The following is a 13,252-nucleotide window of genomic DNA, read 5'->3' on the forward strand; positions in this document are numbered from 1 at the left end:
CCCTGGACATCGAGGTACGCATGTTTTATCTGACGAGTCCCGACGTGCGCGAAGCCGAAGTATTCACGCGCATGCCGGAGAAGTTTCGCAAGCCGGACGTCCGCACGGAATGGGCGCGCGCGAATCGCGGCGGCATGGTCACCGATTCCTTTCTCGAAGGGCCGGTGTGGGATCCGGACGGCTATCTGTTCGTCACCGACATTCCGCACGGGCGCATCTTCCGCATTTCGCCGTCGGGCGACTGGGATCTCGTCGTCGAATACGACGGCGAGCCCAACGGGATGAAGCGCTTCGACGCATCGCACCTGATCATCACCGACTACCGGAACGGCCTGATGCTGCTCGATATCGAGCGCGGTGAAATTCGCCCGCATCTCGAGCGCCGCAACACCGAACGCTTCAAGGGCGTGAACGACCTGACGTTCGACTCGGCCGGCAACCTCTATTTCACCGACCAGGGGCAGACCGGGCTGCACGATCCGACGGGCCGCGTGTATCGGCTGTCGCCCGACGGCAAGCTCGACATGCTGCTCGACACCTGCCCGAGCCCGAACGGGCTCGTCCTGTCGCGCGACGAGAAGGTGCTGTTCGTCGCGATGACGCGCGGCAATGCCGTGTGGCGCATGCCGTTGCAGGCCGACGGGTCGGTCAGCAAGGTCAGCCAGTTCTTTACCTCCTACGGACCGAGCGGCCCCGACGGCCTCACCGTCGATCTCGAAGGCCGCCTGTTCGTCGCGAATCCGGGGCTCGGCCGCGTGTGGGTGCTCGACCATTGCGCGGAGCCCGTCGAGATCCTGACCGGGCCGAAAGGGGCGTCGCTCACGAGCGTGTGCTTCGGCGGCCCGGACATGAAGACGCTCTTCATCACCGAATCGACGTCCGGTTCCGTCCTGAAAGCGGACATGAGTATTGCCGGAGCGCTGCCGAAACAGGCAGCGAAACGGGCAGTGAAGCAGGACTGAGACCCACGAGCCGGGAAGCCGCGCATCGGCTTCCCGCCCGCATGCCGAAAGATCGCGCCGCCAGCCGCGCGACGAAGGAGACAAGCATGACCATTTCGCACGCGCTGCGTGCCGGCGACGACGCACCGCGCGCCGACGCGCCGTCCTCGGCGCAGCTTGCCGGCGACGATTACGCGGCCAGCGAGCGCACGCTCGCCAGGGCGTTCCGGCGCATTCTGCCGTTCATCTTCGTCTGCTACGTGATCAGCTATCTCGACAGGACCAACGTCGGTTTCGCCGCGCTCACGATGAACAAGGATCTCGGTCTGACGGCCGAGCAGTTCGGTGTCGGCGCCGGCCTCTTCTTCATCGGCTATTTCCTGTTCGAGATTCCGAGCAACCTGATCATGCAGAAGGTCGGGGCGCGCGTATGGATCGCGAGAATCATGATCACGTGGGGCCTGTTCTCGATGGCGACGGCATTCGTCGTCGGACCGAAGAGCTTTGCGGCCGCGCGTTTTCTGCTCGGGCTCGCCGAGGCGGGGTTCACGCCCGGCATCTACCTGTATTTCACGCACTGGTTTCCCGGCAAGTGGCGCGCGAAGGTGACGGCCGCCTTTCTCGTCGGCATTCCCGTCGCGAACATGGTCGGCTCGCCGATTTCGGGCGCGCTGCTCGAACTCGGCGGCCTGCATGGGCTGCGCAGCTGGCAGTGGCTGCTGCTGATCGAAGGCGTCCCTGCGGTGATGCTCGGCATCGCGTGCCTGTTCGTGCTGGCCGATCGTCCCGAGAAAGCCGCGTGGCTCAGTGACGAAGAAAAGGCGTCGCTCGCGAAGCGCCTCGCGTTCGAGCAGCGCGACATCGGCGCGAAGCACGGCAGCACACTGCGCGACGCGATGACGAACTGGCGCGTGTTCGTGCTCGCGTTCGTCAACTTCTGCGGGATCGTCGGCTCGCTCGGCGTCGGCTTGTGGATGCCGCAGATCATCAGGCAGTTCGGCGTCGAACACGCGGTGGTCGGCTGGCTGACGGCCATTCCGTATGCGATCGGCGCCGGTGCGATGCTCTGGTGGGCGCGTCTCGCCAATCGCGCGGCCAACCGTATTCCGTATGTCGCCGGTGCGCTCGCACTCGCCGCGGCGGCGTTGTGTGCGAGCGCCTTCATTCATGCGCCGGTTTTCAAGCTGATCGCATTGTGCGTCACGGTGAGCGGAATCCTCGCGTTCCAGGCGACTTACTGGGCCATCCCGTCGGGATTCCTCACCGGCCGGGCCGCCGCGGGAGGACTCGCGCTGATCGTGTCGGTCGGCAATCTCGGCGGCTTCGTCGGGCCGTCGATGATCGGTGCGCTCAAGCAATTCTCGGGCGGCTTCACCGCGCCGCTCATCGCCGTGTCGGGTGTGCTGCTGCTCGGCGCGTTGACCATCGCATGGCTCGGCGATCCGGGCTCGGGCGCCGGCGAAGCGCCTGTCACCCGCGAGGCGTGAATTTTCTTTCGCCAGAACACCCACCCACAAAAAACAGTTTGGAGACTTCATGTTGTCGAATCAGGCCAGCCAGCATTCCCGCCCGAAACCCCGCTTCATGCTCGGCGCCGTCACCGTCGCGAGCGCGGCCTCGTGGTGCGCTGCCGCGCATGCGCAAAGCAGCGTCACGCTGTACGGCATTGCCGATGTCGGCGTCGAACACATCAACAATACGAATACCGGCGGCGCGCAGACGCGCGAAGCGTCGGGCAATCTGTCCGGTTCGCGCTGGGGACTGAAGGGCGTCGAGGATCTCGGCGGCGGCATGAAGGCCATTTTCCAGCTGGAAAACGGCTTCAACATCAATGACGGCACGACCGCGCAGTCGACGAAAGGTCTCGGTTCGAACGCCGCCACGACGTCGCGGATTTTCGGCCGGCAGGCGTGGGTCGGGCTGGCGTACCGGGGTCAGCAACTGACGTTCGGCCGCCAGAACGCGCTCTTTTACGAACAGGCCGTGGCCTTCGACCCGATGGGCGCGTCGTCGCGATACTCGGTGCTGTCGGTCGACTACGCGGCGGCCGCGCGCATCGACAACTCGGTGAAGTACACCGGCGTGTTCGGCCCACTGACGGCACAGGCCATGTATAGCACCCGCTACGACACCGGGTACGGCGCCGAGGTGCCGGGCGCGCAACTCACCGGCCGCTTCTTCAGCGGGGCGCTGACTTTCTCGCAAGGGCCGCTCGCCGCGAGCGTGTCGTACGAGCAGCGCAACAGCAACACCGTCGCGACCAACACGGGCACCGAGCGGCGCGCCACGGCCGCCACGTCGTATGCGATCGGACCGGTGAAGGGATTCGCCGGTTATCGCTACCTTCGTGCGTCGAATGCGTTCCTGCCGGCGAACCCGATCCGTGTCGCGAACGGCGCCGAAGCCAGCGCGGCGAACCTGTACTGGGCCGGCGCGCAATACGCGGTGTCGCCCGCGTTCGTGGTCACGGCGACGGCCTATTACCAGGACGTGCATTCGACCAGTGCCGACCCGTGGCTCGCCGTGCTCTGTGCGGACTATCTGCTGTCGAAGCGCACCGATATCTATGCGACGGCGGGTTTCGCGCGCAACAAGGGCGGCTCCGCGCTCGGCGTGAACGGCTATGGCACGGTCGCGCCCGATCACAACCAGACGGGCGTGGTGATCGGCATGCGCCAGAAGTTCTGAGGCGAGTGCGATGCAGACCGTTCACGCGCCCCATCTGCCGGTCAGGCCCGAGTGGCTCGCATTGCGCGACGAGCCGGTGCTCGAGCCCGAACTCGCCATCGTCGACGCCCATCACCATCTGTGGGACCGCCAGACCGGTCGCTATCTCGCGGACGAGTTCGGCGCGGACGTGCGCAGCGGGCATCGGGTCGTGTCGACGGTCTACGTGCAGTGTCGATCGATGTTGCGCGCAAGCGGGCCGGAGGCGTTCAAGCCGGTGGGCGAAGTGGCATTCGCGAGCGGCGTCGCCGCGATGTTCGACAGCGGCGCATACGGTCCCGCGCGGTGCTGCGAGGCCATCGTCGGCGGCGCCGATCTGTCGCTCGGCGCGGAACTCGAGGCGGTGCTCGACACGATGCTGCAGGTGTCCGGCGGGCGATTGCGCGGCATCCGCAATCCGCTCGCGTGGCACGCGAGCCCCGACGTGCGGTCGAGCCCGGTGACGCCGCCGCGCGACCGGATGTCGGAGCAGGCTTTCCGGCAGGGCGTGACGACGCTCGGCCGCTACGGACTGTCGCTCGACGCGTGGGTCTATCACACGCAGCTCGACGACCTGTACGAACTCGCTCGCGCGTCCGAGGACGTCATCGTCGTCATTGACCATTTCGGCGGCCCCGTCGGCGTGGGGCCGCATGCCGGCCGGCGTGCCGAAGTGCATGCGCAGTGGAAACGGCAACTCGGGCGTCTCGCCGCGCTGCCGAACACGCGCATGAAGCTCGGCGGCGCGGGCATGACCGTGTTCGGTTTCGATTTCGCCGCGCGCGAGTTGCCGCCGTCGTCGCAGGAACTGGCGTCCGCGTGGCAGCCGTATTTCGACACCTGCGTCGAGCTTTTCGGCGTCGATCGCTGCATGTTCGAAAGCAACTTCCCCGTCGACAAGGGGATGTTCAGCTATCGCGTGCTGTGGAACGCCTTCAAACGACTCGCGTCCGCGATGTCGGCCGACGAAAAGGCCGCGCTGTTCAGCCGGACGGCCGCTTCGACTTATCGCGTCGCGATTCCCGGAGACAACCCATGAAGACGACTGCAACCGCGGCGACGCAGGAGATGGAAGCCGCCGCCGCGGAAAAAGGGCTCACGCGCGTGACCGGTATCGAGTGGCGTTCGCTGTCGCTCGCGGGGCTCGGCTGGACGTTCGAGAGCTACGACTCGTTCCTGCTGTCGCTGCTGCTGCCCACGCTCGCGCTGCAGTTCGGGCTGAACAAGGCGCAGCTCGGCATGTTCACGAGCGTCACGGCGGCCGGACAGATCATCGGAGGCATTCTGTTCGGCTTCGTGTCGGACCGGATCGGGCGCGTGCGCACCGCGCTGCTCTGCGTCGGCATCTACTCGCTGTTTTCCGGCCTGATCGCATTTGCGCCCGATGCGCACGCGTTCGCCACGTTGCGCTTTTTCGGCGCGCTCGGCATGGGCGGAACCTGGACCGCCGGCGCGGCGCTCATCGCGGAGACCTGGCATCCGGGCCGGCGCGGCAAGGGCGGCGCGCTGATGCAGATGGGCTTGCCGATCGGCGCGATTCTCGCGATCGCGATCTCGGGCATCGTCAGCGCCACGCAGGGCGGATTGGGCGGCGACAGCTGGCGTCTGCTGTTCCTGATCGGTGCGTCGCCGTTCTTCATTCTGTTCTGGGTCGCACGCAAGACGCCGGAGTCGCCGATCTGGCTCGAGCGCAGGCACGCGAAGTCGCAGGCTCGCAAGCCCGGCCCGGCCAGTCGCGAGAAGCTGAACGTGCGCGGCTTGCTCACCGCCTTCTGCTTCATCTTCTTCCTGCAGTACCTCTACTGGGGCGTATTCACGTGGACGCCGACGTTCCTCATCACGGTGAAGCACCTCGACTTCGTGCATAGCCTGAAGTTCGTGCTGGCGTTGCAGTTCGGCGCGATCACCGGGTTCCTGCTGTTCTCGGCATGGGTCGACCGGCTCGGCCGGCGGCCGATGTTCCTGGCCTATCTGCTGGTCGGTGCGCTGGCCGTCGGCGTATACATCGTGTCGGCGAATCCGTTGCTGCTGATGACCGCGATCTTTCTGACCGGCTTCAGCGTGAACGGGATCTTCGCGGGTGCCGGCCCGTTCCTCGCGGAGATCATCGGCAACACGGCATCGCGCGGCTTCTTCATGGGCCTCGCATACAACGGCGGCCGGCTCGGCGGCTTCATCGCGCCGTTGATCATCGGTGCGCTGGCGTCGACGTCGGGCGGCTTCGTGCTCGGGCTCGCGACGACGATCGTCGCGTTCGTCGCCGCGGCCGCGGTCGTGCTGTTCGCGCCCGAAACGCGCGGAAAGGCGCTGTCATGAACGTGGCGACGCAAGCGGGGTGGGTGAACAGGCTGTTTCCGGCGCTGACGGAGGCATCGCTGCGGCGCTACCTGAGCGGGCAGGTCGCGTCGGTGCTCGGCAGCTGGACGCAGAACGTCACGCTGAATCTGCTGATCTATCACCTGTCCGGCTCGGCGGCGATCCTCGCGCTGCTCAACTTCCTGCTGTACGGGCCGCAGTTGATCGTCGCACCGGTGGCGGGCTCCCGCATCGGCTCGGCCAACGCGCGCCGCGTGACGCTCTGCGTGCTGACGACGTCGCTGCTGCTGACGGGCAGCCTCTTCACGTTGTCGCTGCTCGGCCTGCTCGGCGTGAAGCTGATCCTCGCGCATGCGCTGGCGATCGGCGTGTCGAGCGCGGTGGAAACGCCGGCGCGGCAGGTGCTGCTGCTGACGAGCCTGCAGGATGCGACGCACACGTCCAACGCGGTCGCGATGAACACGATGGTCTACAACGTCGGGCGCATGGTCGGCCCGACCATCGCCGGCTTCGTCTATCCGACGCTGGGCCCCAGGACGTCGTTTGCGATCTATGCGCTCGCGCTGTGCTTCATGGCGGCGTGCGTGCGGTCGATCCGGACCGCGACGGTGGACCGCCCGTCGCGCGCGGAAAGCGGCCTGCGCGACGCGGTCGGCTACGTGCTGTCGGATGCGTTCTCGGCCCGCTATCTGCCGATTCTCGCGTGCATCGGCTTGTTCGCCGGCAGCTACCAGACGCTCGTGCCGCTGCTCGCGGACCAGGATTTTCACGACGCGGCGCGCTTTACCGGCGTGTTCTTCGCGTGCGCCGGCGCCGGCTCGTTGAGCGCGGCGGTGCTGCTGTCGTCGGCGTTCGGGCCGCGCGCGTCGCGCCGGTTCATCGCCTATGCACCGTGGACGGCAGTCGGCGCGCTGGCCGTGCTGGCCGCGACGACCGATGCCGCGGGTTCGATTCCCGCGTTCTATGCGCTCGGCTTCAGCCTCACGTTCGCGGCCACGTCGACGAACGCGACGATTCAGCGGCAGTGTCCGGAACACGTGCGCGGCGGGCTCGTCGGGATGTACGGCATGGCCTACAACGGCACGATGCCGTTCGGTTACCTGCTCGTCGGCAGCGCATCGGAGGCGCTCGGCGTGCGACACACCTTCGCCGCCATGGCCGCCGTGCTGGCGTGCGGCGTCGTGGCGGTCATCGCGTGGCAACGGTTCACAGGAACGCGCTCAGGCGCACAATAAACGGAGACAACATGCAAGCCGGTTTCATGGAAGCGTCCGCGATCGAGCGCCGGACCATACGAAAGGTCGTCTGGCGACTCATTCCCTTCTTGATGATCTGCTACCTGCTTGCCTTCATCGACCGGGGCAACGTGGGGATGGCGTCGCTGCAGATGAACCACGACCTCGGGATGTCGGCGCAGGTCTTCGGTTTCGGCAGCAGCCTGTTCTTCATTTCATACTTCTTTTTCGAAGTGCCGAGCAATCTCGCGCTGCAGAAATACGGCGCGCGGATCTGGATCGCGCGGATCATGATCACGTGGGGCATCGTGTCGGCGGCGACCGCGCTCGTGCACAACGCGACGACGTTCTACGTGCTGCGTTTCCTGCTGGGCGCGGCCGAGGCCGGCTTCTTCCCGGGCGTGCTGCTTTATCTGTCGTACTGGATTCCCGCGCAGTACCGGGCGCGGATCGTCGCGACGTTCATGGTCGCGATTCCGGCCGCGAGCTTCATCGGCTCGCCGATCTCCGCGCTGCTGTTGCAGATGGACGGTGTCTGGGGCCTGCGCGGCTGGCACTGGCTGTTCATCCTCGAAGGCATTCCCACGGTGCTGCTCGGCATCGCGTGCCTGTTCATGCTGACGAACAAGCCGGAGAACGCGAGGTGGCTCGACGACGACGAGCGCGCGTGGCTCTCGAACGCGCTGGCCGCCGGCCACAAGACACGCAAGAAGGTGCCATCGCTGCCGCTTGCGCAGCTGTTCCGCAACCGCTACGTGCTGTGCCTCGCGCTCGTCGACACGTGTGCTTCCGCGGCAGGCAGCACGCTGTCCGTGTGGCAGCCGCAGTTGCTGAAGTCGTTCGGCTTGACCGTCATGGAAACCGGCCTGCTGAACTCGGTGCCGTACGCGGTGGCCTCGATCCTGATGGTCTACTGGGGCCGGCGCTCGGACCGCGTCGGCGAACGTCGCTGGCACACGGTCGTGCCGATGCTGCTGATCGGCGTGGGCCTGTTCGCGACGTCGCTGAGCGGATCGCTGCTGCCCACGGTCTGCATGCTCTGTGCGGTGCTGGTCGGTGCGTATTCGTTCAAGGGCCCGTTCTGGGCGCTCGCGACCGACATGCTGTCCAACAGTACCGTGGCGGCCGGGCTCGCGACGGTCAACGCGATCGCGAACCTGCTCGGCGGCGGGCTGATGGTGAACGTGTACGGGTGGGTGAAGGCGGCGACGGGCAGCTACGCGCTCGCCTTGATGCCGCTCGCGATCCTCACGCTCGTGAGCGTCGCGACGCTGCTGCTGCTCACGCGCAATCATGCGGCCGGCAAGCTGGTCGGCAAGACGGGGACCATCTGATCATGACGCGCATCGCGAGACGCGGGTTCCTCCGGATCGCCGGCGCGACGCTGGCTTCGGCTGCATTGCCGAGGCTGGCCGCGGCCGACGAAACGTGGTCGAGCGGCACCGAGCGGCCGGCGTTCCGGTTGCCCGACGGGACGATCGACTGTCACATGCACATCTACGACGACCGGTTTCCGGTCGCGCCGGGCACGACGCTGCGCCCGCCGAATGCGACCGTCGCGCAATACCGGAGCGTGCAGGCGCGGATCGGCGTGAAGCGCAACGTGGTCGTGACGCCGTCGACGTACGGGACGGACAATCGCTGCACGCTGGCGGCGATCGCGCAGTTCGGCGCCGATGCGCGCGGCGTCGCCGTCGTCGACGGCACCGTGAGCGACGACGAACTTCGGGCGCTCGATCGCGGCGGCATCCGTGCGATCCGGTTCAACCTCAGCTATCCGGGCGCGACGACGCTCGACATGCTGGCGCCGCTCGCCGCGCGCGTCGCGAACCTCGGATGGCACATCGAACTGGTGGTGCAGGGTGCGCGGTTGCCTGAGCTGGAGCCGCATCTTGCAGCGCTGCCTTGCCCGCTCGTCATCGACCATATCGCGCATGTGCCGCAACCCGACGGGCTGTCGTCGGCCGCGTTTCGTACCGCGCAACGCCTCGTGGAAAAGGGCCATACGTGGATCACGTTGTCGGGGCCGTACGTCGACAGCAAGACGGGCGCGCCCGCCTACGACGACGTCGCGCCGGTCGCGAAGGCGCTGATCGACATGGCGCCGGAGCGCATGCTGTGGGGCACCGATTGGCCGCACCCGACGCAGAAGACGGACAAGCCGGACGACGCAAGCTTGCTGGACGTGATCGCCGGGTGGATCGGGCGTCCGGACTGGCAGCAGCGGATATTCGTCACGAACCCGGCGAAGTTGTACGGATTTGCATAGCGCGGGGAGGATGCCGCGAGAATCCTCTGCGAACAGGCGTCGTTTTTGAACCAGTGTCCGGAATCGTGGCTTATTCGACATGGTGAGGGCGGCGAGCCGGGTGCCAGAATCGGCTGGCGGCATCTGGACAGGCCGATGCCGCACGCGTTCGATCAATCACCCGGAATCCTGAATACCATGCCCTATCTGCAACTGGACGTGAACGACCACTATTCGGTGGAAACCAAGCAATTGCTCGCCGCCAAAATGAGCGAGACCTATGCGCGGATGATGTCGGTCGATATTCGGCGTATCAGCGTCGCGATCCGCGAGCTGGGGCAAGGCGGTGTCTGGCGTATTGCCGAGGTCGGCGAAGCGCCTGTCCCGGTCGCCGTGATGATGCTGGATATCCGCCGGGGCCGCCCGCCCGGGCAGCGCATGGAAGTGGCGCAGGCACTTTGCGCGCATTGCGTGGAGATTCTCGGCTTGCGCGAGGATCGGCTCAATGTCGAATTCACGCAGCATTCCGGCGATGAAATGTACCACCCGGCGCTTGGCGGCTATAGCCCGGAGTGGTCTTCCGGCGAGCAGTAGATTTTTCGCCTGGATTGCTGGCTGCTTGCAGCCCTGGCGCTTCAATGACGGAAACCCACTCGTCATTCTCGATGGGCGAAGCGAGCGCTTACGGTTTGGGTGCGCGTACCTGCCCGCCTATTGGTTCAACAAGCCCTGCTTCATGAGCGGCGCAACCCCGGAGGCGCGCTGGATGGTCTGCGGGGGTTGCCCAAACGCGCGCAGAAATGCCTGGCGCATGCGCTCGCGGTCGCCGAATCCGGTTTCTCTCGCAATGATTTCGATCGGATGGCGCGTCGTTTCCATCATCAGGCGGGCGGCTTCGACGCGCAGCCGCTCAACCGCCTTCGCGGGGGATTGCCCCGTCTCCTCCCGGAACACGCGGCTGAATTGGCGCGGGCTCAAACGTGCCGCCTCTGCCAGGCGCTCCACCGACAGATCGCTCGCCAGGTTTTCGCTCGCGTAGGTCAGCGCCATTTGCACGCGGTCCGATCGCGCGTTCAGTTCCAGCAAGGTCGAGAATTGCGACTGGCCGCCGCCGCGCCGTTGGTACAGCACGAGCTTGCGCGCGACCATGCGCGCCGTTTCCAGCCCGAAGTCGCTTTCGACGATCGCTAGGGCAAGATCCACCCCGGCGCTCATGCCGGCCGAAGTCCAGACCTGACCGTCCACGACGAAGATGCGATCTTCGTCGAGCTGCACGTTCGGATATTGTTTCTTGAAGTCCCGCGCGTGATACCAGTGCGTCGTCGCCCGTTTCCCGTCGAGGAGCCCGGCGGCCGCGAGGACGAAGGCTCCCGTGCATATCGACGCAATACGCCGCGAGTGGAAGGGCGCGCGATGCAGGAAGTCCACCAGCGTCGCCGACGGAAGCCGGCATTCGTTGTCGCCGGCGACGATCAGCGTGTCATATCCCGCTTTGGCCAGCGGTTCGGTGTTGACCGAAAAACCCTGCGACGACATGACCGCGCCGCCGTGCTCGGACACGATCCGGAACTGGTACACCTCCTCGCCGCGGAGCAGATTCGCGTACTCGAACACGCTCGCCACCGCGAGCGCGAGCGACTGGAAATTTGGGTAAACAACGAGCCCTACCGTGTGCATGACGTCCGCCATGTGCGTGTCCCGATCAATTGAATCTAGCATAAAACGGACATCGTCACGGGCTGCGGCGGCGTGTCATCAGATGGCCCTGCGCGCGGCCGCCTTCGGGAAGCAAGACGCCGGGCGGAACCCACTACAGAACCGATTTTGGGTAATCGGGCGCCTGTTCCAAAGGACGAATCCGCAAGGTTTTCGGTCAGCATGCGGATGGCATAAATCATTGCATATATGACATTGAGGATGGATTCGGTCGAAGCCAGAATTCGTTCCACGAACCGACACCCGGTCGGTTCGATTCACGGAAAGGAAAAATCATGACCACTTCCACGCAAGGCACCGCGCTGATCACCGGCGCATCGGCTGGCATCGGTGCCATTTACGCAGACCGCCTCGCGAAACGCGGCTACGACCTCGTCCTGGTGGCGCGTAACCAGGACCGTCTGAGCGCGCTCGCGCGCCGCCTCAGGGCCGAAACCGGCCGCTCGGTCGAGACCGTCGCCGCCGATCTGAACGACAAGGTCGCGCTCGCGAAGATCGAAGGCATCCTGCGTGAGAACAGCACCATCACGATGCTGGTGAACAACGCGGGAATCGGCTCGGTCGCGTCGATTCTCAACGGTGACGTCGACACGATGGAATCGATGATCAATCTGAATATCACCGCGCTCACGCGCCTGACTTACGCCGTCGCACCGGTGTTCGCCAGCAAGGGCACGGGCACCATCATCAACATCAGCTCGGTCGTTGGCATTGCGGTCGAACTGCTCAACGGCGTGTACAGCGCATCGAAGTCGTATGTGCTGAGTTTCGGTCACACACTTCAGCGCGACCTGGCGGACAAGGGCGTGCGCGTGCAGACCGTGCTGCCTGCAGCGACGGCGACCGAGTTCTGGGATGTGGCCGGCTATGCGAAGCAGAAGGAGGCCGCCAGCACGATGACGGCCGACGACTTGGTGGATGCCGCGCTTGCGGGCCTCGATCAGGGCGAGCTCGTGACGATCCCGACGCTGCACGACGGCGACGGCTGGACGCAATGGGAAGCGGCGCGCCGCGCACTCACGCCCCAATTCGCCAACGCCAAGGCCGCTCCGCGCTACGTGGTGGATGCCGGGACCGGCGCTTGAGCCGGCTCACTCAATTTTTCGGAAGGTATTGATGATGAACATCCTCAAGATCGGTGCTGCCGCACTCGCCACGGCGACCGCGTTTGCATTGCCGGTGGGCGCGTCGGCGCAGTCGCGCGGCAAGGTGCTGGTTGTCATGTCGAGCGCTCACGCGCTCGATTTGCGCGACGGCAGGAAATATTCGACGGGTTATTACCTCAACGAATTCGTCGTGCCGTACCGCAAGCTTGTCGAGGCTGGCTACGAGCCGGTGATTGCCAATCCGAACGGCGACATGCCGGTGATGGACGCGAACTCGAACAACAAGCTGTTTTTCGGCGGCGACGATGCAGCGCGCGCGGATGCACTGAAATACGCGCAAGGTATCGCGCAACTGAAGCATCCGAAGACGCTGGCCTCCGTCGTCTCGGAGGGGACCGGCGGTTATGTCGGCCTGTTTATCCCCGGCGGCCACGCGCCGATGGTCGACCTGCTCAAGGACCGGAATCTCGGCAAGATCCTGGTCAGCTTCCACGACAGCGGGCGCCCTACCGGGATCATCTGTCACGGGCCGATCGTGTTGCTGTCCATGCTGCGCGACCCGAATGCCTTCGTTGCATCGATGGCCGCCAACGACGGCAACGCGAATGCCTTCGCGGCTGGCTGGCCGTATGCCGGTTACCGGATGACTGTCTTCTCGACGGGCGAGGAGCAGCAGCTCGAAGGTCCGAGCGGGCTCGGCGGCAACGTGCAGTTCTATCCGGTGAACGCGTTGGCCGAAGCCGGCGCTCACGTCGACACGGTGGCGAACTGGCACAGCAACGTGGTCGTCGATCGCGAACTGATCACGGGGCAGCAGCCAATGTCGGCGCCTGAATTCGGCGATGTCCTCGTGGCGAAACTGAAGGCCCGTACGAACTGAGTTCGTCTGCGATGGCGGCGGCCGCGCGTATCGCGAACCTCGGATGGCACATCGAGCGGGTGGTGCAGGGCGCGCGGCTGCCTACGACGACGTCGCACCGGTCG

12 protein-coding genes are annotated in these 13,252 nt (G+C 65.7%); 11 read left to right on the forward strand and 1 reads right to left on the reverse strand.

All coding sequences use genetic code 11. The features are described from left to right. Nucleotides 1-20: 20 nt before the first annotated feature. The 9 genes from H3O04_RS02465 (at nt 21) to H3O04_RS02505 (ending at nt 10,040) form a co-directional block, all read left to right on the forward strand. Complete coding sequence (locus H3O04_RS02465) at nt 21-962, forward strand: SMP-30/gluconolactonase/LRE family protein (protein ID WP_006480416.1); 942 nt, start codon at nt 21-23, stop codon at nt 960-962. Nucleotides 963-1,048: 86 nt separating this feature from the next. After that, a complete protein-coding gene (locus H3O04_RS02470) occupies nt 1,049-2,428 on the forward strand; it encodes an MFS transporter (RefSeq protein ID WP_105798285.1) in 1,380 nt (459 codons plus the stop codon). 49 nt (nt 2,429-2,477) lie between these two features. Beyond that, nucleotides 2,478-3,629 carry a porin gene (locus H3O04_RS02475; RefSeq protein ID WP_202587079.1) on the forward strand — a complete coding sequence of 384 codons (1,152 nt, stop codon included), beginning with the start codon at nt 2,478-2,480 and terminating at the stop codon, nt 3,627-3,629. Between the two features lie 10 nt (nt 3,630-3,639). Beyond that, nucleotides 3,640-4,686 (forward strand): amidohydrolase family protein, encoded by a 1,047-nt coding sequence (locus H3O04_RS02480; RefSeq protein ID WP_034175116.1) that lies wholly within the window; start codon nt 3,640-3,642, stop codon nt 4,684-4,686. Then, nucleotides 4,683-5,963: an MFS transporter gene (locus tag H3O04_RS02485; protein WP_034175117.1), complete on the forward strand. Its 1,281-nt coding sequence runs from the start codon at nt 4,683-4,685 to the stop codon at nt 5,961-5,963. Before H3O04_RS02480 ends, H3O04_RS02485 begins: the two co-directional genes overlap by 4 nt. Continuing rightward, nucleotides 5,960-7,198 carry an MFS transporter gene (locus H3O04_RS02490; RefSeq protein ID WP_202587080.1) on the forward strand — a complete coding sequence of 413 codons (1,239 nt, stop codon included), beginning with the start codon at nt 5,960-5,962 and terminating at the stop codon, nt 7,196-7,198. Before H3O04_RS02485 ends, H3O04_RS02490 begins: the two co-directional genes overlap by 4 nt. Before the next feature lie 11 nt (nt 7,199-7,209). Further along, nucleotides 7,210-8,532 carry an MFS transporter gene (locus H3O04_RS02495; RefSeq protein ID WP_023475776.1) on the forward strand — a complete coding sequence of 441 codons (1,323 nt, stop codon included), beginning with the start codon at nt 7,210-7,212 and terminating at the stop codon, nt 8,530-8,532. 2 nt (nt 8,533-8,534) lie between these two features. Continuing rightward, entirely contained in the window at nt 8,535-9,467 is a 933-nt protein-coding gene (locus tag H3O04_RS02500; protein ID WP_202587081.1) for an amidohydrolase family protein, read from the forward strand. A gap of 177 nt (nt 9,468-9,644) precedes the next feature. Next, nucleotides 9,645-10,040, forward strand: coding sequence for a tautomerase family protein (locus H3O04_RS02505; RefSeq protein ID WP_034175119.1), 396 nt, complete (start codon nt 9,645-9,647; stop codon nt 10,038-10,040). 117 nt (nt 10,041-10,157) lie between these two features. On the opposite strand, the gene H3O04_RS02510 is transcribed toward H3O04_RS02505, so the two are convergent. Continuing rightward, entirely contained in the window at nt 10,158-11,123 is a 966-nt protein-coding gene (locus H3O04_RS02510; protein WP_053524753.1) for a GlxA family transcriptional regulator, read from the reverse strand. A gap of 314 nt (nt 11,124-11,437) precedes the next feature. On the opposite strand from H3O04_RS02510, the gene H3O04_RS02515 reads away from it, so the two are divergent. Both H3O04_RS02515 and H3O04_RS02520 read left to right on the forward strand, forming a co-directional pair. Continuing rightward, on the forward strand, nt 11,438-12,247 hold the full coding sequence (locus H3O04_RS02515) for an SDR family NAD(P)-dependent oxidoreductase (RefSeq protein WP_202587082.1): 810 nt from the start codon (nt 11,438-11,440) through the stop codon (nt 12,245-12,247). Continuing rightward, nucleotides 12,228-13,148, forward strand: a complete 921-nt coding sequence (locus H3O04_RS02520) for a type 1 glutamine amidotransferase domain-containing protein (protein ID WP_229278325.1) — start codon at nt 12,228-12,230, stop codon at nt 13,146-13,148. The genes H3O04_RS02515 and H3O04_RS02520 overlap by 20 nt, the downstream gene beginning before the upstream one ends. Nucleotides 13,149-13,252: the final 104 nt, after the last annotated feature.

Origin of the sequence: Burkholderia sp. KCJ3K979, from assembly GCF_016759955.1 — a bacterium.
GTDB lineage: Bacteria > Pseudomonadota > Gammaproteobacteria > Burkholderiales > Burkholderiaceae > Burkholderia > Burkholderia orbicola.

What these genes read in the sequence shown, in the direction of transcription:
- H3O04_RS02465 (WP_006480416.1), top strand. Translation starts at nt 21, where the DNA reads ATGTTTTATCTGACGAGTCCCGACGTGCGCGAAGCCGAAGTATTCACG.
- H3O04_RS02470 (WP_105798285.1), top strand. Translation starts at nt 1,049, where the DNA reads ATGACCATTTCGCACGCGCTGCGTGCCGGCGACGACGCACCGCGCGCC.
- H3O04_RS02475 (WP_202587079.1), top strand. Translation starts at nt 2,478, where the DNA reads ATGTTGTCGAATCAGGCCAGCCAGCATTCCCGCCCGAAACCCCGCTTC.
- H3O04_RS02480 (WP_034175116.1), top strand. Translation starts at nt 3,640, where the DNA reads ATGCAGACCGTTCACGCGCCCCATCTGCCGGTCAGGCCCGAGTGGCTC.
- H3O04_RS02485 (WP_034175117.1), top strand. Translation starts at nt 4,683, where the DNA reads ATGAAGACGACTGCAACCGCGGCGACGCAGGAGATGGAAGCCGCCGCC.
- H3O04_RS02490 (WP_202587080.1), top strand. Translation starts at nt 5,960, where the DNA reads ATGAACGTGGCGACGCAAGCGGGGTGGGTGAACAGGCTGTTTCCGGCG.
- H3O04_RS02495 (WP_023475776.1), top strand. Translation starts at nt 7,210, where the DNA reads ATGCAAGCCGGTTTCATGGAAGCGTCCGCGATCGAGCGCCGGACCATA.
- H3O04_RS02500 (WP_202587081.1), top strand. Translation starts at nt 8,535, where the DNA reads ATGACGCGCATCGCGAGACGCGGGTTCCTCCGGATCGCCGGCGCGACG.
- H3O04_RS02505 (WP_034175119.1), top strand. Translation starts at nt 9,645, where the DNA reads ATGCCCTATCTGCAACTGGACGTGAACGACCACTATTCGGTGGAAACC.
- H3O04_RS02510 (WP_053524753.1), bottom strand. Translation starts at nt 11,123, where the DNA reads ATGCACACGGTAGGGCTCGTTGTTTACCCAAATTTCCAGTCGCTCGCG.
- H3O04_RS02515 (WP_202587082.1), top strand. Translation starts at nt 11,438, where the DNA reads ATGACCACTTCCACGCAAGGCACCGCGCTGATCACCGGCGCATCGGCT.
- H3O04_RS02520 (WP_229278325.1), top strand. Translation starts at nt 12,228, where the DNA reads ATGCCGGGACCGGCGCTTGAGCCGGCTCACTCAATTTTTCGGAAGGTA.